At 60.2% G+C, this 20,511-nt stretch carries 19 protein-coding genes and 1 riboswitch; of the genes, 10 read left to right on the top strand and 9 right to left on the bottom strand.

All coding sequences use genetic code 11. The features are described 5' to 3' along the window. The first annotated feature begins 120 nt into the window (after nt 1-120). The 4 genes from aroC to B9Z33_RS11800 all read left to right on the top strand — a co-directional run bounded on the left by aroC (nt 121) and on the right by B9Z33_RS11800 (nt 3,944). Nucleotides 121-1,218 carry a chorismate synthase gene (gene aroC / locus B9Z33_RS11815; RefSeq protein ID WP_108287849.1) on the top strand — a complete coding sequence of 366 codons (1,098 nt, stop codon included), beginning with the start codon at nt 121-123 and terminating at the stop codon, nt 1,216-1,218. Nucleotides 1,219-1,437: 219 nt separating this feature from the next. Then, the gene (locus B9Z33_RS11810) at nt 1,438-2,619 is read left to right on the top strand and encodes an MFS transporter (protein ID WP_108287246.1); all 1,182 of its coding nucleotides are present in this window, start codon (nt 1,438-1,440) and stop codon (nt 2,617-2,619) included. 11 nt (nt 2,620-2,630) lie between these two features. After that, the gene (locus B9Z33_RS11805; RefSeq protein WP_369916740.1) at nt 2,631-3,506 is read left to right on the top strand and encodes an alpha/beta fold hydrolase; all 876 of its coding nucleotides are present in this window, start codon (nt 2,631-2,633) and stop codon (nt 3,504-3,506) included. A 42-nt stretch (nt 3,507-3,548) separates the two neighbouring features. Beyond that, entirely contained in the window at nt 3,549-3,944 is a 396-nt protein-coding gene (locus B9Z33_RS11800; RefSeq protein WP_108287244.1) for a hypothetical protein, read from the top strand. 136 nt (nt 3,945-4,080) lie between these two features. Here B9Z33_RS11800 and B9Z33_RS11795 read toward each other — a convergent pair whose 3' ends face one another. Beyond that, on the bottom strand, nt 4,081-4,941 hold the full coding sequence (locus B9Z33_RS11795; RefSeq protein ID WP_108287243.1) for an alpha/beta fold hydrolase: 861 nt from the start codon (nt 4,939-4,941) through the stop codon (nt 4,081-4,083). Between the two features lie 159 nt (nt 4,942-5,100). Between B9Z33_RS11795 and B9Z33_RS11790 the strand changes: the two genes are divergently transcribed. The 4 genes from B9Z33_RS11790 to B9Z33_RS11775 are packed head-to-tail and all read left to right on the top strand — an operon-like array spanning nt 5,101 to nt 7,409. Beyond that, nucleotides 5,101-5,751: a DsbA family oxidoreductase gene (locus B9Z33_RS11790; RefSeq protein ID WP_108287242.1), complete on the top strand. Its 651-nt coding sequence runs from the start codon at nt 5,101-5,103 to the stop codon at nt 5,749-5,751. Between the two features lie 13 nt (nt 5,752-5,764). Then, nucleotides 5,765-6,343, top strand: a complete 579-nt coding sequence (locus tag B9Z33_RS11785) for a histidine phosphatase family protein (protein ID WP_108287241.1) — start codon at nt 5,765-5,767, stop codon at nt 6,341-6,343. Next, nucleotides 6,340-6,714 carry a thiol-disulfide oxidoreductase DCC family protein gene (locus tag B9Z33_RS11780; RefSeq protein WP_108287240.1) on the top strand — a complete coding sequence of 125 codons (375 nt, stop codon included), beginning with the start codon at nt 6,340-6,342 and terminating at the stop codon, nt 6,712-6,714. Before B9Z33_RS11785 ends, B9Z33_RS11780 begins: the two co-directional genes overlap by 4 nt. Further along, nucleotides 6,714-7,409 (top strand): SDR family NAD(P)-dependent oxidoreductase, encoded by a 696-nt coding sequence (locus tag B9Z33_RS11775; RefSeq protein WP_108287239.1) that lies wholly within the window; start codon nt 6,714-6,716, stop codon nt 7,407-7,409. Before B9Z33_RS11780 ends, B9Z33_RS11775 begins: the two co-directional genes overlap by 1 nt. Before the next feature lie 17 nt (nt 7,410-7,426). Here the strand turns inward: B9Z33_RS11775 and B9Z33_RS11770 are convergent, their stop codons facing one another. Continuing rightward, nucleotides 7,427-7,864 (bottom strand): hypothetical protein, encoded by a 438-nt coding sequence (locus B9Z33_RS11770; RefSeq protein ID WP_146183863.1) that lies wholly within the window; start codon nt 7,862-7,864, stop codon nt 7,427-7,429. A 1-nt stretch (nt 7,865) separates the two neighbouring features. Continuing rightward, on the bottom strand, nt 7,866-9,659 hold the full coding sequence (locus B9Z33_RS11765) for a response regulator (RefSeq protein ID WP_108287237.1): 1,794 nt from the start codon (nt 9,657-9,659) through the stop codon (nt 7,866-7,868). 133 nt (nt 9,660-9,792) lie between these two features. On the opposite strand from B9Z33_RS11765, the gene B9Z33_RS11760 reads away from it, so the two are divergent. Continuing rightward, on the top strand, nt 9,793-10,422 hold the full coding sequence (locus tag B9Z33_RS11760) for a LysE family translocator (protein ID WP_108287236.1): 630 nt from the start codon (nt 9,793-9,795) through the stop codon (nt 10,420-10,422). 261 nt (nt 10,423-10,683) lie between these two features. Here the strand turns inward: B9Z33_RS11760 and B9Z33_RS11755 are convergent, their stop codons facing one another. Continuing rightward, nucleotides 10,684-12,999, bottom strand: coding sequence for an autotransporter outer membrane beta-barrel domain-containing protein (locus B9Z33_RS11755; protein ID WP_146183862.1), 2,316 nt, complete (start codon nt 12,997-12,999; stop codon nt 10,684-10,686). Between the two features lie 298 nt (nt 13,000-13,297). After that, entirely contained in the window at nt 13,298-15,223 is a 1,926-nt protein-coding gene (locus B9Z33_RS11750) for a radical SAM protein (RefSeq protein WP_108287234.1), read from the bottom strand. A 375-nt stretch (nt 15,224-15,598) separates the two neighbouring features. On the opposite strand from B9Z33_RS11750, the gene B9Z33_RS11740 reads away from it, so the two are divergent. Then, the gene (locus B9Z33_RS11740) at nt 15,599-16,768 is read left to right on the top strand and encodes a hypothetical protein (RefSeq protein ID WP_108287232.1); all 1,170 of its coding nucleotides are present in this window, start codon (nt 15,599-15,601) and stop codon (nt 16,766-16,768) included. Here the strand turns inward: B9Z33_RS11740 and B9Z33_RS11735 are convergent. From B9Z33_RS11735 to gcvH, 4 genes are all read right to left on the bottom strand, one after another. Continuing rightward, the gene (locus B9Z33_RS11735; RefSeq protein WP_108287231.1) at nt 16,749-17,231 is read right to left on the bottom strand and encodes a GNAT family N-acetyltransferase; all 483 of its coding nucleotides are present in this window, start codon (nt 17,229-17,231) and stop codon (nt 16,749-16,751) included. The genes B9Z33_RS11740 and B9Z33_RS11735 overlap by 20 nt on opposite strands. Before the next feature lie 50 nt (nt 17,232-17,281). Further along, nucleotides 17,282-18,334 (bottom strand): low specificity L-threonine aldolase, encoded by a 1,053-nt coding sequence (locus B9Z33_RS11730; RefSeq protein WP_108287230.1) that lies wholly within the window; start codon nt 18,332-18,334, stop codon nt 17,282-17,284. 124 nt (nt 18,335-18,458) lie between these two features. Continuing rightward, nucleotides 18,459-19,745: a D-amino acid dehydrogenase gene (locus B9Z33_RS11725; RefSeq protein WP_108287229.1), complete on the bottom strand. Its 1,287-nt coding sequence runs from the start codon at nt 19,743-19,745 to the stop codon at nt 18,459-18,461. A gap of 170 nt (nt 19,746-19,915) precedes the next feature. Next, nucleotides 19,916-20,010: riboswitch (glycine riboswitch) on the bottom strand. A gap of 81 nt (nt 20,011-20,091) precedes the next feature. Then, nucleotides 20,092-20,469, bottom strand: a complete 378-nt coding sequence (gene gcvH, locus B9Z33_RS11720; protein WP_108287228.1) for a glycine cleavage system protein GcvH — start codon at nt 20,467-20,469, stop codon at nt 20,092-20,094. Nucleotides 20,470-20,511: the final 42 nt, after the last annotated feature.

Genomic DNA, 20,511 nt, shown 5'->3' with positions numbered 1-20,511 from the left:
GCGAATGTTCGACCTGGCCCGCTACACGAAGATTCGGCCGCACGGGCAGCCTCCTACCAAGACGAAATCGGATCATGGCCTCCCACAAAATCCTCGCCCCGCTCTGGGATAATGCCCAGCATGAGCGGCAATACCTTCGGACATCTCTTCTCGGTCACCAACTTTGGTGAATCCCACGGCCCGGCCATTGGCTGCGTGATCGACGGCTGCCCCCCGGGCATGCCCCTGAGCGAGGCCGACATCCAGCCCGATCTGGACCGTCGCCGCCCCGGCACCAGCAAATTCGTCACCCAACGCAACGAGCCCGATGCGGTACAAATCCTCTCGGGCGTGTACCAGGGCCTGACCACCGGCACCCCGATTTGCCTGCTGATCAACAACACCGACCAGCGCAGCAAGGATTACGGCGACATCCTGCAAACTTTCCGCCCCGGCCATGCCGATTACACCTACTGGCGCAAATATGGCTTGCGCGACCCGCGTGGCGGTGGCCGTTCGTCGGCCCGCCTGACCGCGCCCATGGTGGCAGCCGGTGCGGTGGCCAAGAAGTGGCTCAAAGAAAAGTTTGGCACCACCTTTGTGGGTTGCATGACCCAGATTGGCGATGTGCCGATTGGCTTTGAGAGCTGGGACCATGTCCCGAATAACCCGTTTTTCGCCCCGGTAGCCGATGTGTCGGCGCTGGAGGACTACATGAATGCCCTGCGCAAGTCGGGCGATTCGTGCGGTGCGCGCTTGCGCGTGGTGGCCCAAGGCGTGCCGGTGGGCCTGGGCCAGCCGCTGTTTGACAAGATCGATGCCGACATCGCCTTTGCCATGATGGGCATCAACGCTGTCAAGGGTGTGGAGATCGGGGCGGGTTTCGGCTGCGTCACGCAAAAAGGCAGCACCGCAGGCGACACCCTCACACCTGAGGGCTTTGTGGGCAATAACGCCGGAGGTGTGCTGGGCGGCATCAGCACCGGGCAGGACATCGAGGTCTCGATTGCCGTCAAACCCACCAGCTCGATCTTGATCGCCCGTGATTCGATCGACTCGAATGGCCAGCCGACCGAAGTCATCACCAAAGGCCGTCACGACCCCTGCGTGGGCATCCGCGCCACGCCGATTGCCGAGGCCATGCTGGCGCTGGTGGTGATGGAGCACGCTTTGCAGCACCGCGCCCAGTGCGGTGATGTCGAGCACGCCGTGGCCCCGATTGCCGCTGCCAAACTCTGATGCATCTCTTTGTAGGAGCGAGCCCCTGCTCGCGAATGCCTGATCTGCCGCTGCGCGCGCAGATTCGGCCGCAGGGGCAGCCTCCCACAAAAGCCAAAACGTCTCTATTTAGTGTGGGAGCGAGCCCCTGCTCGCGAATGCCTGATCTGCTGCTGCGTACGGAGATTCGGCCGCAGGGGCAGCCTCCCACATCACCTCGCGTCGCGCAGGGTCGTTGCCATGGCTGATCGCCGTCAGCTGTTCCCCTTTGCCGCGCTGTCGGCCAGTTACTTCGCTCACATCGGTTTCTTTAACCCCTATTTGCCGCTTTGGCTGCAGGACATGGGTTTGAGCCTGCTGACCATCAGCGTGCTCACAGCGGTGCAGGCGGGCACGCGATTGTTTGCGCCTTATGCCTGGGGAGCCATCAGTGACCGCACGGGCGAGCGGGTCAAGTTGCTGCGCATTGGCGCCGGGGTGGCGTTTGCCACGGCTTGTTTGCTGTTTTGGGATTGGGGACCGCTGGGTCTGGGCCTGGTACTTTTGGTCATGTTCACCCACACCAGTGCCATGATGCCCATGAGCGAGGCGGCCATGGCGCATCTGGTCAGCCGGGGTGGGGCTTTTGACACCAAGCGCTATGGCCGCGTGCGGCTGTGGGGTTCGATGGGTTTTCTGGTCACGGTGTTTGTGGCCGGGGCCTGGTTCGAGGCCTTTGGCATGCGCCACTTTCCGGCCTGGACGGTGCTCACCCTTGGGGCGGTTTTGCTCAGCGTGTGGTGGATGCCCGACCTCAAAGAGGCCGAACACCACACCGATGTGCATGCGCCCGTGTGGCCCGTGCTGCGCCAAAAGCCGGTGTTCTGGTTTTTCACCTCCACATTTTTCCATGTGCTCTCGCACATCGGGGTGTACGTGTTTTTCTCGCTTTACCTCGACTCTCTGGGCTACAGCAAGACCATGATCGGCGTGCTTTGGGCGGTGTCGGTGGCGGTCGAGATCGTCTGGTTTTTCACCCAGTCGCGTTGGCTGCCACGCATGCCCCTGACGGGCTGGCTGGTGCTGTGCTCGGCCGTCATGTTGCTGCGCATGGGCTTGACGGCGGCTTGGGCCGATGTGTTGTGGGTTTTGCTGCTCGCGCAAACCCTGCACGCCATCACCTTTGCCACGCACCACACGGCCTGCATTGCCCTGATTTCTCATCACTTCCCGGGGCGCTTGCGCGGACGCGGGCAGGCGCTGTACACCGTCATCGCCTACGGCTTTCCGGGGGTTTTGGGGGCCTTGCTGGGCGGGCTGATCAGCGAGCGCTGGGGTTTGCAAAGTGTGTTTTTAGCCAGCGTGCTGACCAGCTTGGTGGCCACAGCGGCGGCCTACAAAGTCTGGCGCTTGCAGCACCCGCGCAAGCTGGCTGGGGCCTGATTTGTATGACCATGTTTGAGAGCCCTGATTTCTTACCTCCCGATCTGCGCGCATCGCTGGCCGGGGCCGCGCGCCTGCACACCACTTGCAACGGCAGCCGCACGGTCTGGCACGCCTGGGGGCAGCCTTCACAGCCGGCGGTGGTTTTGCTGCACGGCGGCAGCGGCAGCTGGACGCATTGGGTGCGCAACATTGCCCCCTTGCAAGCGGCGGGCTGGCGCGTGCTGGTGCCGGACTTGCCCGGTTTTGGCGACTCGGATTTGCCGTCAGCTTGCACCGATGTGGACGCTTTGCCTGCTCACCTGCACGCCGGCCTGCTGCAACTGCAAGGCGCTGGCGCTTGTGGCGATCAAGTGCGCTTGGTCGGGTTTTCCTTCGGGGGCATGGCCGCCGCCCTGTGGTTGGCTGCGCACCCGCAAGACGCACAGCAACTGGTGCTGGTCGGCGCGCCGGGCATGGGCCTGACGGTGCCTGAGCGCATCCCGCTCAAGGGTTGGCGACATTTGCCAACCTCTGAGAAGCAAAACGAGGTGCACCGCCACAACCTGATGGCGCTGATGCTGCAGCACTCGAGCAGCCTGGATGATTTGGCCCTCCGCCTGCACGCCGCCAACGTGGCGCGCGATCGCATGCCGCGCAGGCGCATGTCGTCCACCGACATCGTGGCCAAAACCTTGCCCCAGTTGCAGGTGCCTGTTAGCGCCATTTATGGGGAACACGATGCGCTGTACAAAGGACGTTTGCCCGAGTTGCAGGCCGCCATGGAACGTCAATCAGCCCATTGGGGCCAGTGGCACACCGTGGCCGGGGCGGGGCATTGGGTGCAGTACGAGGCCGCGCAGGCCTTTGATGTAGCCTTGGGTTTTGTTTTTAATATTAAATATTAATAAATAAAAATTTTCATGTTTAGATGAAATTAGAATTCATGCATGAAAAATCCATCAAAAAAACTTCTATTGATTGCTGTGACAGCTATCGCTGGTTGCGCAACCTCTTCCAAAGATGTTCCAACAGCTTACGTATCACCCATGCAGTATCAAAGTTACGACTGCAGCCAGCTCTCGGGTGAGTCAACCAGGCTCCTCCAACGCGTCAACCAGCTCGGGGGCAGGCTTGATGAAGCTGCTGCCAACGATAAAGCGATTGCCACTGCTGGCGGGTTACTTTTTTGGCCAGCACTTTTTGCATTGGGTGGAACCAAGCAGCAAGAGGCTGAATATGGCCGTTTAAAGGGTGAGTACGATGCGATTCAACAGGCAGCTGTCTTGAAAAAATGCGATGGCGCGATTCCAGCTCTTTCGCCAGTATCTCCCGCCAAGAATTGATCTGCTCTCCAGGCCAACACACGCTGTGTGTTGGCTTTTTATTGACCGCTTCGGCAAATAAAACTCAGAGATTGGCGGCAGATCTACGAAGCGACAAATGTGGGCCTGACCGCCGCACTGAGGCCAGGATCAGGTCTCACTCGGTTCCCGCGACAGGCGTCACGACGCCTTCGTTGATCCAGCGCACCAGGGCTTGTCCCGCGGCCTCATGGCGTTCATCGTAGCTGTGGTAACTGGCTTTGCCACACGGATCGGACCATTTGCTACCGCCCACCACCGTGATCAGCCGGTTCGGGCTGCCGTGTCGCTGTGCAAATTGGTACGGTGTGAAGCGGCACAGGTCATCGCGATGGTGCAAGTAGACAAAGGGCACACGCACCTGCTCGTGGGGGAACCGGTCCATGGTTTTAGCGTAGGCGGTGTAGGGGCCTCCCCCTGCGATCGACTGGGAGGCTGAATGGATGACGCCAGCCAGCTGATCTGGCAAACGCAAAGACAGCCAATGGCTGCTGATGGCGCCGTAGCTGTGCCCCATGGCAAAGAAGCGCGTCAAAGTCTGCTGGCTTCGCACTTGTTCGATGAGACGGCGCACGTCATCGGCGTATGCCTCAGAGCTGCGAAAGTCGTCATCGCAGGCGCTTGGGTTGGGCCCCCGCTGCCCCCATTGGTCGGTCGGGCAGTCTACGGTGAGCAGGGAGATGCCGGCGGCATGCAGCACCGGGCGCATGCGCTCAACATGCTGCTGGAGGTAGAAAAAGGCGGGTTGACCGTTTTTGAGCTCGATCCGGGGAATGCCAGGCCAACCCGGGAAAACCATCAGAACGTTGCCGTTGGGTTGGGGGGCCTGATCCAGCAAAGCCCGGATCATGACCTTCTGGTCGCCCTGGCTGCGGGCGCTCAGTGCCTCCACAACCTGCCGCTGCGCGTCTTGGGCATTGGCCCGTGGCAACAGGACCAGAGCCATCAACAGGCCGATAACAAATTTCATATGGCGCATGCGAACTCCGTTCTGGTGATCAGGTTGATGCCGTGCAGGACAAGGATGTTCATGGTGGAGTGCCTTGGGCTATGGGAATTGGGGGGATGGTGAAAACTGCCTGCGATTGTCTGTGATTTGCGGCAAGATATGCGGCTTGGTTTGCCATGAAAGCTGCTGATGACCCCTTTGAAAATCGATTTTGTTTCTGACATTGCCTGCCCCTGGTGTGCTGTGGGTCTGGGCGCACTTGAAAACGCCTTGGCCAATCTGGAGGGGGAGGTGCAAGCCGAGCTGCACTTTCAACCCTTCGAGTTGAACCCGCACATGCCGCCTGGTGGGCAGGACTTGGGTGAGCACCTGACCGAAAAATACGGATCCACGCCCGAGCAGCAGGCGCAAATTCGCCAAACCATCGCGGCACGCGGTGCCGAAGTCGGGTTTGAGTTCCATCCCGGTGGCCGGGGCCGGGTGTACAACACCTTCAATGCCCACCGCTTGTTGCATTGGGCCGAGGGGCAGGGGCCGGGCCGACAGCATGCCTTGAAGAAGGCTTTTTTGCAGTCCTACCAAGGACGTGCCGAGTGCATGGACGATGCCGAGGTGCTGCTGTCTGCCGTGGTTGCCGCTGGGCTGGACGAGGCAAAAGCCCGCGAAGTGCTGGTCAGCGAGGCCTTCACCGCCGAGGTGCGCGAACGCCAGCAGTTCTACACGCAAGCGGGCATCCGTTCTGTGCCCGCCGTCATCATTAATGACAAGCATTTGATCTCGGGTGGGCAACCCGTCGAAGTGTTTGAGCAGGCTTTGCGCCAAATTGCGCTGGCTGGATAAAGGAAGCCCAGCCATGCAAAGGCGTGAATGGCTTCAGGGCCTGGCTGCGGGGAGTTTGGGCACCCTGCTGGCTTGGCCAGCGCACGCATCCCCAGAAAATACCCCTGCTGAATTGGCCAAACTGTGGCGACTTCAGGGGGGCGTGTTGGTCATCCGCCACGCGGCCACAGAATCGGGTTTGGGCGATCCGCCCGGTTTTGTTTTGGGGCAGTGCACCACACAGCGCAATCTGAGCGAAGCGGGCCGCCAAGCCTCTCGTGCCATGGGCGCTTGGATGCAAGCCCAGCAATTCAAACCCGATGCCGTGCGCAGCAGCCAATGGTGCCGTTGCCAAGACACTGCACGGCTGGCGTTTGGACAGTTTGAGGACTGGCCCGCTCTGAATTCGACCTTTGAGGGGCAAGGCGACCCGGATGCACAACAAAAAGCCTTGCGTGCGCGGCTGCAAAGCTTGCCCAGCGGCCGTACCGAAGTGTGGGTCACGCACCAGGTCATCATGACCGCACTCACGGGGGCGTACCCCAGCATGGGCGAAGGCTTTTTGCTTGACCGACAAGGGCGTTTGTTGGCCCGTGGACCTTTGGCCGCATGACTTCCACCCCTCTTTTAACGGTGTATTTCGATGGCTCATGCCCCTTGTGCCGCGCTGAAATCGCCATCTACCGCCGCCTGCCTGAGGCGACCCACATGGCTTGGGTGGATGTGAGTGCGGGCCAAGACCTGGGTGAACTCAGCTGCACTGCGGCCATGGCCCGGTTTCATGTGCGCGACAGCCAAGGACGGCTGTTCAGTGGTGCGGCGGCGTTTTCCAGACTCTGGCGTGCTTTTCCGGGTTGGCGCTGGCTGGGTTGCTTGTCGGCTTGGCCACCGATGTCTTGGTTGTTCGAAGTGGCTTACCGCTTGTTTTTGCCGCTTCGCCCGGCATTGCAGCGCATGGCTCGGCGCCTGGGAGGGCACGCGTGATGGATTCCCTGCCTGAGGGCTACCGGGCCTTGGTGATTGGTGCGAGTGGGGCCATTGGCCAGGCCTTGCTTCAGCAGCTGCAAGCCGACCCGCGTTGCGCGGCGGTGGTGGGCGTGTCACGCCAAAGCACACCGGGGCTGGACTTGTTGAGCGAGACCAGCATCCAGGACTGCGCCCAGGCACTGGCTGCGCAGGGGCCATTTCATCTGGTGCTGGATGCCACGGGGGCGCTCACGGTGAATGGGCGAGGCCCCGAAAAGCGGCTGGACGAATTGGACGCCGCTCATTTGTTGGATGCGCTGCAGCTCAACGCCGTGGGGCCAGGCCTCTTGCTCAAACATTTCGTGCCTTTGCTGGCTTCAGGTCAGCGGGTGGTTTGGGGCAAGTTGTCCGCCCGGGTGGGCAGCATCGAAGACAACCGCAAAGGCGGCTGGTACGGCTATCGCGCGGCCAAGGCAGCGCTCAATATGCTGCTGCAAACGGCTGCGATCGAGGTCGCGCGCCGCAGGCCGCTGGCCGTGGTGGCCGCTTTGCAGCCGGGCACGGTGCAGTCACGCCTGAGCCAACCCTTTGTGGGCGAAGCGGCTTTGCACCCCGAAGACGCAGCCCAGCGACTGTTGGCCGTGCTCGATGCCTTGCAAGCCACTGGGCGTGCGCAGTTTGTGGACCATCTGGGGCAAGCCATTGCCTGGTGAAGCGGCTTGGGCGGCTTTTAAGGTGAGCAAGCCCTGACCGCGTTGCCCAGCGTGGCGTGCGAAATGTAGCTGTCCGTCAGGATGGTGCACTCCTTGGGGGCGAGGAACACGCAGCCTTGTGCCAAGGGGCTGCCCACGCGTTGCCCCCATTCGCTGGTCTTTTGGGTGCAGAGTGTTTTGGCGTCTTTGCGGGTGACCCAGCGTACTTTGGCGGGTAATTTTTGTCGCCAGTCCAGCCCCAGCTCACCGACAGCTGCACCAAACTCAACACAATCTTCAATGGCTTCAGCGGGGGCTTTTTGGCCTTTGATTGTGCTGATGTTGCACTGAACGGGCAGATCGGAGTCCGCCGCATGCAATGCCGGTAGCCAGAACGCAAGGCACACCAGGCCGATGCCCGCGGTGATGCTGCGGCTTGGGCGTTTGGCTGTGCGCAGCCCGGCGGGCCATGTCAAATCAGACCACATAAGACAGCACCCTTTGAACCAGATGGGTTCGATTGAAGGGCTTGAGCATGCATTCGTTCATCCCGTATTCGATGCAGCGGGCCAGCTCCTCCCTGTCGGTGTTGGCCGTCAGCGCAATGATGGGGGTGCTGCGTTGGGGTTCCGGCAGTTCGGTTCGGATCTTGCGCGAAGCCTCCAGCCCGTCCATTTCCGGCATCAGCAGGTCCATCAAGATCACGTCAAACGAGCCGTCGCGCACCTGCTCGAAGGCTTGCAGACCGTTTGCCACTTCGGTCACCACCGCTTGCGGCAGGTGTCTGCGCAGTTGCAGTGATGCAATTTGGCGGTTCAGTGGGTTGTCGTCGGCGATCAGGATGCGAATGGCCTGATCGCTGTCGGTCAGTTCGTCTGCCGCTTGCATGGGGGCAGGGGCCTGGGTCAACGCACAAGGCAGGTCGACAAAAAAATGGGTGCCCTGTCCGACCTGGCTGGTGAAATGAATCTCACCGCCCATGGCTTGCACCAAGCCATGTGTGATGGACAGGCCCAAGCCATTGCCACCAAAGCGGCGGGCAATGGTGTGGTCCACCTGCGAAAAGTTCTGAAACACGCGGTGTTGCCGGTCGGCCGGAATGCCCATGCCGGTGTCGCGCACTTCCAGGTGGATCAGCGCCATGGCAGGGTCTGCGCTGGCGGTTATTTCTGCGGTGCAGCGCAGTTCAATTTCACCCCGGTCGGTGAACTTGATGGCATTGCCCAGCAAGTTGACCAGAATTTGTGTCAGTCGGTGGCCGTCTCCCATGACCCAGCTGGGCACCGAGCTGTCCACGGTCAGTCTGTAGTGCAGGGGTTTGGTTTCGGCGCGGCGCTTGAGCAGCTGAAAGCTGGAGTGGATGGTCTCTGTCAGGTTGAAGGGCTCTTTGACCACTTGCAGCCGTCCTGCTTCCATTTGGGAGTGGTCCAGCAGGTCATTGATGATGGTCAGCAAATGTTCACCCGACTTCTGGATGTCTTCAATTTTGGCGCGGACTTCAATGCTCAGGCTTTTGTCATGGTGGATCAGATCGGCCAGACCCAAAATGGCGTTCATCGGGGTGCGCAGCTCGTGGCTGACCGAAGCAACAAACAGGTCTTTTTGCTGCTGCGTGTGCTTGAGTTGTTTGTGGATTTGACGCAGTTTTCGGCTGTGCTGTTGCATGCGCTGAAAGCGCAGCTTGCGCACGGTGTTCATGCGGTACAGCAGCGCCATTTGCATGCCAAAGATGACCATGGCCATCATCAGGTGCCAATGAATCAGGTCTTGGGGGGCCACTTGCAGTGTCGTTTCGCCACCCAAAAATGCATACATGTACAAACCAATGATCAAGACCCAACCCACGGCCATGCCTGCAAAACGGGCGCGTTGAGACGATGCCAGAACTGCCGGCAGAGGGGCCAGAGCCAGCCAGCTGATGGTGGACGAATAAATCCCCCCAGTCAGCCAAGTGATCCAGAAAGCTTGTGCCAACGTAAAAACCTGCAGCGCGCCAACGAGTCGGCTGAGTCTGAATTTGGCGATGCGCAGGTAGCCCAGCATTCCCATACCCAGCATGCCCAGCAGGTTGGCGATCACCCCTTGGCTGAAGTTCAATCGCCAAGCCACGATGGCGAACGCGCCGTAGCCCAGGGCGAGGATGCTGATAAATGAAAAAAACAGCAATTCTTTTTCGTGCTGTTCACGGGATGCAGCCCGTTTGCGTAGCCATGCAGTTGGGGCTGGGTCAGACTGAATATCGTCGACGACAATGATCTGTTTGGTTTCCATGTAAATCTCTAAATTAGTACCAAATGCTACATTAAAAATGACATTTTTCTTCTTTTCAGAGAATAAAGACGTAAGGGCTTGGCACACCGTGCAGTGATAATTCAGCTTGGATATCAATCAAGCAGGGGGCTCAATGGGATTGCAGGCGTGGTGGATTTTTGTGGTCATGACTTTTGTGGTGTCGGCCACCCCGGGTCCCAACATGCTGTTGGTGATGAGCCACGGCGCACGTTTTGGTCTGCGCGCCGCCGTCATGACCATGGCGGGCTGCATGACGGCTTTGCTGTGCATGATGAGCATTTCGGCCGCAGGTTTGGGGGCCTTGTTGCACACCTTTCCGGCGGTGTTTGATGCCTTGCGTTACCTGGGGGCGGCCTATTTGGCCTATCTGGGCTACAAACTGTGGCGTTCGGGCGTGTCTGCGCAGCCAGGCGAAGACGCCCACAAGCAGGAGGTGGCCTCGCGCAGTGGCGGGTCTTATTACCGCCAGGGCTTGGCGGTGGCGGCCAGCAACCCCAAAGCCATTGTCTTTTCTGCAGCGTTCTTTCCGCAGTTCATCCAGCCCGATTTGCCTGCGCTGACCCAGTTTGGCATCTTGTTGACCACTTTCACGGTGATCGAGGTGAGTTGGTACCTGATCTACGCGCTCAGCGGCCACAAGCTCTCACGCTACCTCCAGCAAAGCCATGTGCTCAAAAACTTCAACCGGGTGACGGGGGGCGTGTTTGTGGGTTTTGCCGCTTTGATGGCGGCCAGCCGCTGAGGGCGGACCTTGCTGGCTGGTACAGTCCCACCCGCAATTTCAGTTTTCCAAGAGTCCAGCCCAGCTGGCGATGGATGCTCCGTGCCTCCCATCGCTTGCAGGCAAGCTACAAATTCCGGCCGCTTGCAGGGCAATCAAAACAGATGCGCTGACCTGGCTCCACTGTAAGAGCCAGCCCTGCTGGCGATGGATGCCCCGTGACCCTCATCGCTTGCAGGCAAGCTCCTGCAAATTCGGGCTGCTTGCAGGGCGATCAAAATGTCAAAGCGCCCATTTGACCTCGGCGCCACCGCCCAACTCTTTGCCGTGTGTGCTGATGCGGCCGACAATGCCCGCGCGGATGGTGATTCCGCGTGCAAAGTCGCCTTGCAAGCCAAGCCCCATCAGATGGTTGACGGGACCTTTGTTGGCACCCGTTTGTTGGAATGATCCAAACAGCTGGCTCTGCGCGGTGATCTCATGTGCCGATGCTTTGTCTGCACTCCAGTCGTAGCCCAGGCGGTAAAAACCTGTGAGCGACAGCGGGCGTGCTGTGGCTTGGTGAATAGGCATCAAAAATTCGGCTCCTGCAAAAGTCAATGCAGATTGGCCGCTGGCAGGTGAAATGGCGTAATTGAAGTCGTTGCCGCCCGACTCATGGGCTTGCCTCATCCACAACTTGGTGAAGGCAACGCCGACAAAGGGGGTCACGGTGAATTGCTCAGTGGCCTGGTAAGGGCGTGAAACCTTGAGGGCTGCATACCCGCCGTTGGACTGGTATTGACTCTGTGCGGTTCCGCCAGTGAAGTGACCCACATCGGGGTTGTAGCGCCTTGCGGATGTGTCGCTGTAAACATAGCCCGCAGCGGCTGAAATTTTCAAGTTGTTTGTGAAGGATTGAGCGCCGTAGAGCCCAACGTAGTAGTTGGTTGAGGAAAAATCCTGGCGCACTTGTTCGGGCTCGCTCATGGCGGTGTAACCGATGCCACCCAATACGCCCAAGCGTGCAGATGTGTCCTGGTAAATGTCGCGGCCCATGATCAGGTTGGAAAGCCGGTACTTGAAGCCTGCCAACTTGTCGTAGTGGGTGACGCTGCCGTTCACATGGCTGGCATCGATCCAGAAGGTGCGTCCGTGCTCGAGTTCAAGTGATGTGGATGCGCCCGCTGAAGTGGAGGATGGCGCTCCTACGCGATCCATGACGGTGTTGGTGACATGGCCCATTTGTTCCAGGGTGATGGTCATGTTGGATGAATAACCTTCGGCATGAACCTGGGTGAGTGACGTGGCTTGGCTGGGGGTGAGTGATTGAATGGCCGCGACCAGGCTGGTGCCATTGGTGACGGCTGCAGGGGTGCTTGCTGTGACGGCACTGGCGTAGGCAAAGGTGATGGCCTGGCCCAGTTTGTTGCCTGAGCTGGAGCCCGTGTTGGGCGCAACGGTCACTGGTGCATCGGTGATCAGGTCCCATTGGGTGCCTGCCGAGTTGTTCAAACGCCATGTGGTGGCAACCAGGCCGCCGCCGTAGGTGCCCGTGGTGTTGGTCAAGTGACTGGCATTGACGCCGTTCAGGACTGCGGCATAAGTCGTACCGCTGAGCAGGGTTGAGCCAGAGGCTACGGCATAGACAAGCTGCGAGGTTGCCGAAGTGACAAACAGTTTGCCGTAGGCGCTGGTGCTGTTGACGATGGTGTTGTATTGGGTGGGCAGTTGGCCGAAATATTTCAAGTCGCCCTGAGCGTTGTTGAGTGTGCCGATGGTGCCGGTGATTGTGTTGATGATGCCGTAGGCGTTGCTGCCGGTGTTGCCAGGGGTCAGGGTGCCTTTGTTGGTGATCGTGCCGATGCTGCCACCGCCGTTGTAGATGGCGGCATAGCAAGTGCCACCAGCGTCACAGACACTGTGATCGATCGTGCCGGTGTTGACGATCGTGCCGATGCTGTTGCCCGATCCAAGTTCGATGGCGCTGGCAAACGTGGAGGAGGGGCCGCCGTTGATGCCGCCCTGAATGGTGCCGGAGTTGATCAAGGTGCCAATGCGGGCCGTGAAACCTGGCGTGAAATAGATGGCACTGTTTTGGGCAGAAATGGTCCCGGAATTGTTCAGGGTGACGATCTCGCCGCCGACCAAGAGTGCGTGCGCACCAGCGCCCCAGGTGCCCACTGTGGCCTCCACAGAGCCCCTGTTGACGAGCGTGCCGATCAGGTTGTTGTTGACAATGGCACCATCACTGGTGCCTGCAGAAGTGCTGCGGATGACCCCTGTGTTGAGGAAAGTGGACACTTGGCCACTGTTGACAAAGCCGTTATGCCCGAAGCCTGACGAAATCAGGCCTTGGTTGGAGAAAGTGCCTGTGACTTGGCCTGTGTTCTGAATCAACGCGGCATCGAGTGAAAAAAAGGATGAAACCGTAGCGGATGGACCGATGGTGACATCCGACTTGGTGGTGCTGATGGTCAGGTCGTCACAGCTGGCGGCCAGTGCGACAGGATCGGCTGTGCTGTCACAGGCCGAATAAGCCGGGTTGGACAATCCGGCAAGACCGACCATGCCGGCCAGTGCGAACAGTTGGTTCGCTTGCTTGAATGCTTTTGGCATGGCTTTTTTTTCCTCAAAGTTGCCCTTGCTTTGGCTCGAACAGGGAGCCACAGCGCTGTGTGATAGCGTGGAATTTTACCCCCGCTAACTGTGCGTCAAGCTGTGGATAAGTCCATGAACAAGCCCTGAGACCCGCATGCCTATTGGCTTGGCGTGGTGTGCCTCATATTTCAGCAATGGCATGAAGTGCGTCCAGGACGATGGATGTGTAGGTCGGAGCTTTAGCTCCGACATTCGCGGGGCCATCACCGGCCCATGTCGGGGCTGAATCCGCCGACCTACCGATGCAAGCCAGGTTTCAACCCAGCGCTTTGGCGATTTTGTGGCGCGGCACCGTGGTCTTGGGGCACAGGCCTTTGGGCAGCTCAAACCACTGGCGCACGTCGGCGTCCACGCCCACGCCGTGCATGAAGTTGTAGATCGCTTTTTTCAGGCCCTGGCCCAGCAGGTCGTGGTCCACGCCCGGAGGCATGGGGGTCGGGTCGACAAAGCCCACATCGTTTTTGGCAAAGGTGCCGTCTGGCAATGGCAGCAACTTCACGCCATAGGCTTCGGGGTATTGGCCCACGGGCGAGTGCACGGTGCAGACAAAGCGGTGAAAAAAGCCGCTGTGGATGCAGCCGTTTTCAAACAGCTGGCGCACGTATTCGAGCGCGTCCACGGTGTCCTGCACGGTTTGCGTCGGAAAGCCATACATCAGGTAGGCATGCACCAGCACGCCCGCATCGGCAAAGCCTTTGGTCACTTGCGCCACCTGCTCGACCGAGACGCCTTTTTTCATGAGGCTCAGCAAGCGGTCAGACGCGACTTCGAGCCCGCCCGACATGGCGATGCAACCGCTTTGGGCCAGCAGGTCGCACAGCTCGGGGGTGAAGGTTTTCTCAAAGCGGATGTTGCCCCACCACGAGATTTGCACGCCCCGGCGCAGCAACTCTTCGGCCAGGGCTTTGAGCGCTTTGGGCGGCGCGGCTTCGTCCACAAAGTGAAAACCGGTCTGCCCCGTTTCGGCCACGATCTGCTCGATGCGGTCCACCAAGGTGCTGGCCTGTGCGGTCTCGTAGCGGCTGATGTAGTCCAGGCTCACGTCGCAAAAGCTGCACTTCTTCCAGTAGCAGCCGTGGGCCACGGTGAGCTTGTTCCAGCGCCCATCGCTCCATAGCCGGTTCATCGGGTTGAGCATGTCCAGCAGCGACAGGTACTGGTGCAGCGGCAGGCCGTCCCAGGTGGGCGTGCCCACCTCTTCAAAGGCGATGTCGGGCTCTTGCAGGTTGATGTATTGCACCTCGCCTGCGTCGTTGCGGATGAAGGTGCGTTGCAGCCGTTGCACGCTGCGCTGGCCTTGCAGGTGCTCGATCAGGCTCAGCAGCGGGCGCTCGCCGCCGTCGAGCGTGACGAAGTCCACATGGTCGAACACGCGGGCGTCCTTCAGCTCGCGCAGCTCGGTGTTCACAAAGCCGCCACCCAGACCGATGCGGATGGCTGGGTGAAAACGTTTGATGCACTGGGCAATGCGAAAGGCCGCATAAACCGAACCGGGGAAGGGCACCGAAAGCAAAACCAAGGCGGGCTGATGCCGTTCAATGGCCGCCAGCGCCAGACGTTCCAGCGTGGTATCGATCAAATTGGGCGGCTGGGCCAGCGCCTCGGCCAGCGCATCAAAGCTGGGTTGGCTGGCGGCCAGGCGCTCGGCGTAGCGCACAAATTCAAAACCCTCGTCCACCGCATCACGCAGCACATCGGCCAGGTCGTTCAGGTACAGCGTGGCCAGGTGCCGGGCGCGGTCGGTCTGGCCCAAAGCGCCAAAGGCCCAGCCGATCGGGTCACCAGTGCCGTCATCGTCATACGCATCGAGCGCGGCAAAGCGCGGGCCTTCGGGCAAGAAGCCCCGACCGGCGATGCGGTGGCTGAGCGTGCTGTCGCGGCCCTGCAAAAAGGCGATCACCGGGTCGATGCTGACGGCGTAGTCGTTGAAGTGGTCCAGAAAGAAGTTCACCGGGCCTGAGCGGTCTTCGACCGGCAAGGCCAGGGCCACGTCGCGCAGGTCGGCCAGCCCTTTTTTGTTCAGCAAAGCCAGCACGGTGGCCAGCGCCAGGTCTTCCTGCACCGCATCGAAACCCCGAGACCGCAAAAAACCCGTCAGGTAGGCCGTGGACGGGTAGGGCGTGTTGAGCTGCGTCATCGGCGGGATGAGGCTCAGAGTTTTGAACGGGGCGGGGCTGGGCATGGGCGGTGTTTTTGATGGGGTGCGTGATTATCAACGGCCAGAGCCTATGTCCGCATTCGGCCGCAGGGGCGACCTCCCACAGAAAAATGCTGTTGGCCGCAGCGGTGACCTTTTGCAGAAACCAGCTTTGGGCTGCAGGGACGATTTCTCACAGGGAGGCTGTGGGGGGGGCTCCCAGCAGAGCGGGTTGTTGTTTGAAGGGGCCTGACACCAACAACTGGCCTGGTTTGTTGTGGGAGCGAGCCCCTGCTCGCGAATGTGTGCTGGCGAGATCGCCACTTCACCCATTTGGCCGCAGGGGCAGCCTCACACACGATGCAGCGCTTGCAGGGGGTTAACATCCAGTTGCTCACAAGTCTTAGCTCTTTTTTTCAAATGACCCCCTCGCCCGAAGCGCCTCAGGACGCTGCCATCTCCCTGTCTGCCTTGATGGTGCAGCCTGGCGATCAAGCCCCGCTAACGCCCGCACAGCAGCGTTTCAACGACTTGCTGGCCCAAATCGAGCGGCTTTCAGGCCAGATCCAGCGCTTGGAGGCGTGGTCTGACAGGCACCGCTACGCGCACATTCAGGCCCTGCGCGATGCGGTGCAACAAGCCCAGGGCCAGCGCAAAAGTCTTTTGCTGTTTTTGCACGAGCGCCTGCAAACGGCCGACCTCACGGTGCAGCAGCAACGCATGGCCCGGGGCAAGCTGCGCAGCCTGATCGGAGACTTGTCTGCCACTGCTGACCCGCAGGTGCAGGCTTTGGTTGAGGTGTATGTGAGCGAGGAAGACGCGCAAGAGGCGGCCGAGGAGCAGGCCGAGGCCGCCCAGCGTTTGCGCGAGCGCATCGAAGAAGCCTTGGGGCAACCCTTGGAAAAACCCAGCCAGTACCAAACGCCTGAAGAGATGATGGCCGCGGGCATGCGCCAGTGGCAACGCCAGCAGCAAGCCGATGAAGAGCGCAAGGCCGCCAAGCGTGCGGCCCGCAAAGCTGAAAAACAAGCGCAAAAGAAAAGCGCTGCCGCTGAAAAAGGTGAAGTGCCCGCCGCCATGATGCGCGAGGTCGATGCCAAAAGCGCCATCCGCACGATTTTTCGGCAACTGGCCAGCGCCTTACACCCGGACCGCGAACCCGACGAACAAGAGCGTTTGCGCAAAACCGGCTTGATGAGCGAGGTCAATGCCGCTTATGAAAAAAACGACCTGACCACTTTGCTGCGTCTGCAAATGCAGGTGACGCAGGCCAAGCCCCACAACACAGCAGGCACCGCACGCATGGCCGACGAGCAACTGATCGCCATGTCTTTGTTGCTCAAGGAGCAGGTGGCCGCTCTCGAAGACGATTTGGACCAACTGGAAAACCGCCTGAGCCGCGAGTTGTGTGTGCCGGTGCGCGCCAGTGCCGACGAGGCGGCCCTGAGCCAGTCACTGCAGCGCATTCAGGCCGATCAGCGCCACACCGCCGACAGCCTGGCCGCTGATTTGCGCCGCATTCAGAACGAGGCTGAACTCAAGCGCTGGCTCAAGGAACAGTGGCAGCTGGCTAAAGCCACTTCTGCATGAAGCTGGCCTGACCCGCTGCGGGGTCGAGCGCGTAAGGCTCAAAGCCAAAACCCAGATAACTTTTCAAAGCCCGCGTGTTGCCTGTCAGCACCTCCAGCGTCAGCTTGCAGCAGCCGCGGTCCTTGGCGTGCTGCTGCGCCGCTGCCAACAAAGCCTGGCCCACGCCCTGGCCCCGGTGACCCGGCAGCACGGCGATGTCGTGGATGTTCATCAAGGGACGTGCCTTGAAGGTCGAATAGCCTTCGATGCAGTTGACCAAGCCCACAGGCGCATCACCCAACCAAGCGATGAAGCTCGCCGCATCGCTGCGTGCGACCAGGTCATCGCACAAGCGTGCTTTCACATCCTGCGCCAGTGCCTCGCCGCCGCCCATCGGGTCTTGGGCATAAGCGTCCAGCAGCATCACCAGGGCTTGGGCGTGTGCAGGGTTTCGGTAATCAACAGGCTGGACTTGAAGGGACATGGGCAGCCTTTTAAAAAGGGCGTTTCAAAGGAGCAGATTGTCCTCGATGCTCAGCTGAACGCTTGCATGTCGGCCAGCAAGGCGTCGACCGAGGCTTCGCTCGTGTCCCAGGCGCACATGAAGCGGCAGCCACCGCCAGCGATGAACTGGTAGAACTTCCAGCCCTTGGCATGCAGGGCATCAATCAGGGGCTTGGGCAATTGGGCGAACACGCCGTTGGCTTCGGGGGCATGCAGCACCTGGACACCTGAGACCTGTTGCAGCCCTGAGTAAAGGCGCTGCGCCATGGCGTTGGCGTGGCGTGCGTTGCGCAACCAGGTGTTGTTGTCCAGCAAGCCCACCCAAGGGGCCGAAATGAAGCGCATTTTGGACGCCAGTTGCCCCGCCTGCTTGACGCGCCAGGCAAAGTCCTGAGACAGCTCGCGGTCAAAAAAGACCACGGCTTCGCCCACGGGCAGGCCGTTTTTGGTGCCGCCAAAGCACAGCACATCGACCCCGGCTTTCCAGGTGATTTCGGCGGGGCTGCAGTCCAGGTGCGCCACCGCGTTGGAAAAGCGTGCGCCGTCCATGTGCAGCTTCAGGCTGTGCTTTTTGGCCATCCACGATAAGGCACGGACTTCGTCCACGCTGTAGACCGTGCCCAGTTCGGTGGCTTGGGTGATCGAGGCCACCTTGGGGCGTGGGTAGTGGATGTCGCTGCGTTTGGTGACCAGGGCCTCGATGGCCTCGGGCGTCAGCTTGCCGCGTTGGGCTTGGGTTGACAGGCCTTCCGCGACCAGCAATTTGGAGCCGTTGGAGAAAAATTCCGGCCCGCCGCATTCGTCTGTTTCGATGTGCGCGACCGGGGTGCAAATGACCGAGTGGTAGCTCTGGCACATGGATGCAAGTGCCAATGAGTTGGCCGCTGTGCCGTTGAAAACGTAATACACGTCGCAGTTGATCTCGAACAACTCACGCAGCATGTTGCTGGAGCGCTCGGTCCAGCGGTCATCGCCATAGGCGGGTTCGTGCCCACTGTTGTTGGCATCCAGAAGCGCTTGAAGGGCTTCAGGGCAGGTGCCCGCGTAGTTGTCGCTGGCAAATTGTTGTTGTGTGGTGTTCATGTGGTGTCCCCTGGTTTTTTATGGATGATTTGTTCGGTCTTGTGCCGAATGAGTGCGGGCCCTGGCCACCAAAAAAGCCCTCTGCGCCAAGGCGCGAGGGCTTTGTTCTTTCGCAGGGGCGGGTTCAGCGAGCGCTCAGTGCCGGCGTGGTCGACGACACGAAAGACCGTGCCGGTGTGCCATGGCTTTGCATCACATGCCCAGCCAATTGGTGTGCCGTGATGGCCGACAAGGTCCAGCCCAGGTGGCCGTGGCCGGTGTTGTAGAACACGTTGGCTTTTTTGCCTGCGCCCACGCGGGGCAACATGGTCGGCATCATGGGGCGCAAGCCTGCCCATGGCTCCACGCGGCGGGTGTCGATGCCAGGAAAGCATTCGTTGACCCAGTTGACCAACGGTTTGATGCGGTCGGCGCGGATGTCCAGGTCAATGCCATTGAACTCGGCTGTGCCTGCCACACGGAAACGGTCTGCACCCAAGCGGCTGGTGACCAGTTTGGTCTCGTCGTCCAGCAAGCTCACTTGCGGTGCTGCCGCCTGGCTGGCTTGGTCGTTCAGACCGACGGTGATCGAATAGCCCTTGACGGGGTAAATGTTCAAGCGGTCGCCCAACTGAGCTGCCAGTTTGCGCCCATGCACGCCTGCGCAGATCACGATGCCGTCAAAACTGAGTGTTTCAGTCTGGCCTTGGTGTTGCACCTGCACGGTAGCGGTCTGGCCGTTGGCCGCGACATTCAGCACTTGGTGCTCGGTGAGGATTTTGACGCCCATGCGTTCGCAGGCCTTGGCCAGACCGTAGGTGAATTTGTGGATGTCGCCCGTCGAATCGCTTTCGGTGAAGTAGCCGCCGTAATACTGACCCTGCAATGTCGGCTCGATGGCTTTCATTTCTTCGGGCGTGACGGCGCGGCGTGGCAGGCCGCCTTGGGCCAGCAGCTTGGAGACTTCGCCTGCGTGGTCAAAGCCTTTTTTGTCGCGGTAGATGTGCAGGATGCCTTCACGCTTGTGGTCAAAGTCGATGCCTTCGGCTTGTGCCCACGCGAAGTGGTGTTCGCGCGACGCGATGGCCAGTTGGGCGGTGGCGATGGTGTTTTCTTTGTACTTGGGAATGGCCGCCACAAATTCGGCCATCCAGCTGAGTTTGTGCCAAGTCGGTGCAGGGTTCATCAAAAGCGGCGCATCGCTCTTGAGCATCCATTTCAGGCCCTTGACGATGGTGGACGGGTGGGTCCAGACCTCGGCGTTGGAGGCGGACAGCTGGCCGCCATTGGCATAGGAGGTTTCCATGCCGGGGTAGCGGTTTTTCTCGATCAGCGTGACCTGGATGCCTTGCTGGGCCAGGGCGTAGGCGCTGGTGACGCCAGTGATGCCGCCGCCGACAATCACCATGTGTTTCTTGACCATGTTTGTCATGGGAGTTCTCTCAGTAAAACGTCTCAAACGGATGGACGCACTGCACACCGGATGTGTGCAGAACGACCCCCTCTGTTTGAAACCTGAGAGATTCACCCGGCCCTTGGGGGGCGATGGGTTTGCTCCTGCGGTGTGCCAGGGGACGAATCCCGGCAACTCTTCAGAGTGCTTTGTTCACCACGGTCCTTTTGCCTGAGAGTTTCCGGGGTGGTTGCTCCTTCGGCGTTGAAGGCCTGGGGCCTTCAATCTCTCCCACAGTGAACGTCGGATTGGCTCCGACTCGGGGCAACGGTTGCAAAACCGGCGTCACCCCATTGGAAAGAAGCCTCGATTCTACTGGCCGCTTTCAGGCTGTCAATTTTTGGTAGGACGCTTCGTCCAGCAAGGCATCCAGATCGGATGGCTGTGTCAGTCGGGCTTTGAAAAACCAGCCTTGTCCCAAAGGATCGGAATTGGCCAAAGAGGGGTCGGCACGCAAAGCCTCATTCACCTCGATGATTTCGCCGCCTGCTGGCATGTGCACATCCGCAGCGGCCTTCACCGACTCCACCACCCCCGCCACTTCTTTGGCTGCAAAGGTCTTGCCAATCGCCGGCAGATCGACAAAAACGATGTCGCCCAGGGTGTCTTGGGCATGCACGGTGATGCCCATGACGGCCACGTCGCCATCGCCCTCATGGACGAGTTGGAGCCAAGTGTGGTCTTCGGAGTATTGGATAGGCATGACGAGCAACAAAAAAAGGCCTGGCCCTCAAGGGGCCAGGCG

The sequence above is a fragment of the Limnohabitans sp. T6-20 genome, assembly GCF_003063505.1.
Lineage (GTDB): Bacteria > Pseudomonadota > Gammaproteobacteria > Burkholderiales > Burkholderiaceae_C > Limnohabitans_A.
Note: the sequence above shows the minus strand (reverse complement) of the source record. Positions and strands in the feature narration are given on the sequence as shown.

Bases quoted from the DNA above. Each gene is read 5' to 3' on its own strand.
- B9Z33_RS11760 (WP_108287236.1), top strand. From the start codon at position 9,793: ATGGGATTGCAGGCGTGGTGGATTTTTGTGGTCATGACTTTTGTGGTG.
- B9Z33_RS11780 (WP_108287240.1), top strand. From the start codon at position 6,340: ATGACTTCCACCCCTCTTTTAACGGTGTATTTCGATGGCTCATGCCCC.
- B9Z33_RS11765 (WP_108287237.1), bottom strand. From the start codon at position 9,659: ATGGAAACCAAACAGATCATTGTCGTCGACGATATTCAGTCTGACCCA.
- B9Z33_RS11775 (WP_108287239.1), top strand. From the start codon at position 6,714: ATGGATTCCCTGCCTGAGGGCTACCGGGCCTTGGTGATTGGTGCGAGT.
- B9Z33_RS11790 (WP_108287242.1), top strand. From the start codon at position 5,101: ATGACCCCTTTGAAAATCGATTTTGTTTCTGACATTGCCTGCCCCTGG.
- gcvH (WP_108287228.1), bottom strand. From the start codon at position 20,469: ATGCCTATCCAATACTCCGAAGACCACACTTGGCTCCAACTCGTCCAT.
- B9Z33_RS11750 (WP_108287234.1), bottom strand. From the start codon at position 15,223: ATGCCCAGCCCCGCCCCGTTCAAAACTCTGAGCCTCATCCCGCCGATG.
- B9Z33_RS11725 (WP_108287229.1), bottom strand. From the start codon at position 19,745: ATGACAAACATGGTCAAGAAACACATGGTGATTGTCGGCGGCGGCATC.
- B9Z33_RS11730 (WP_108287230.1), bottom strand. From the start codon at position 18,334: ATGAACACCACACAACAACAATTTGCCAGCGACAACTACGCGGGCACC.
- B9Z33_RS11795 (WP_108287243.1), bottom strand. From the start codon at position 4,941: ATGCGCCATATGAAATTTGTTATCGGCCTGTTGATGGCTCTGGTCCTG.
- B9Z33_RS11735 (WP_108287231.1), bottom strand. From the start codon at position 17,231: ATGTCCCTTCAAGTCCAGCCTGTTGATTACCGAAACCCTGCACACGCC.
- B9Z33_RS11740 (WP_108287232.1), top strand. From the start codon at position 15,599: ATGACCCCCTCGCCCGAAGCGCCTCAGGACGCTGCCATCTCCCTGTCT.
- B9Z33_RS11805 (WP_369916740.1), top strand. From the start codon at position 2,631: ATGTTTGAGAGCCCTGATTTCTTACCTCCCGATCTGCGCGCATCGCTG.
- B9Z33_RS11810 (WP_108287246.1), top strand. From the start codon at position 1,438: ATGGCTGATCGCCGTCAGCTGTTCCCCTTTGCCGCGCTGTCGGCCAGT.
- B9Z33_RS11755 (WP_146183862.1), bottom strand. From the start codon at position 12,999: ATGCCAAAAGCATTCAAGCAAGCGAACCAACTGTTCGCACTGGCCGGC.
- aroC (WP_108287849.1), top strand. From the start codon at position 121: ATGAGCGGCAATACCTTCGGACATCTCTTCTCGGTCACCAACTTTGGT.
- B9Z33_RS11785 (WP_108287241.1), top strand. From the start codon at position 5,765: ATGCAAAGGCGTGAATGGCTTCAGGGCCTGGCTGCGGGGAGTTTGGGC.
- B9Z33_RS11800 (WP_108287244.1), top strand. From the start codon at position 3,549: ATGAAAAATCCATCAAAAAAACTTCTATTGATTGCTGTGACAGCTATC.